This is a genomic window from Myxococcus sp. AM011 (assembly GCF_013372595.1).
Classification (GTDB): Bacteria; Myxococcota; Myxococcia; order Myxococcales; family Myxococcaceae; genus Myxococcus; species Myxococcus eversor.
The window spans coordinates 1-213 of sequence record NZ_JABXEM010000688.1 but is presented as its reverse complement, the minus strand read 5'-3'; the positions used below and the strand labels follow the sequence as shown (position 1 = coordinate 213).

General features: G+C 73.7%; 1 pseudogene. It reads left to right on the top strand.

The features are described 5' to 3' along the window. Positions 1–14: 14 nt before the first annotated feature. Positions 15–213 (top strand): annotated as a pseudogene (locus HUW62_RS48030) (transcription factor); the annotation flags it as partial.

Below are 213 nucleotides of genomic sequence, written 5' to 3'. Positions count from 1 at the left end.
CCGGCGCGGAGCTGGTGCGCAGGCGCCCCGCGTACACGGTGGACCTGGCCTTCACCCTCACGGTGGCCTCCGAGCGCACCGCCGAGCTCTTCAACCTCATGGCCGCCGTGGCCACCTTCCTCAACCGCAACCGCTGGCTGGCCATGCCGAGGGACGCCGAGGACGCCTCGCGCGGCACCGTCCGCTGGGAGATGGACGCGGACGGCGAGGTGC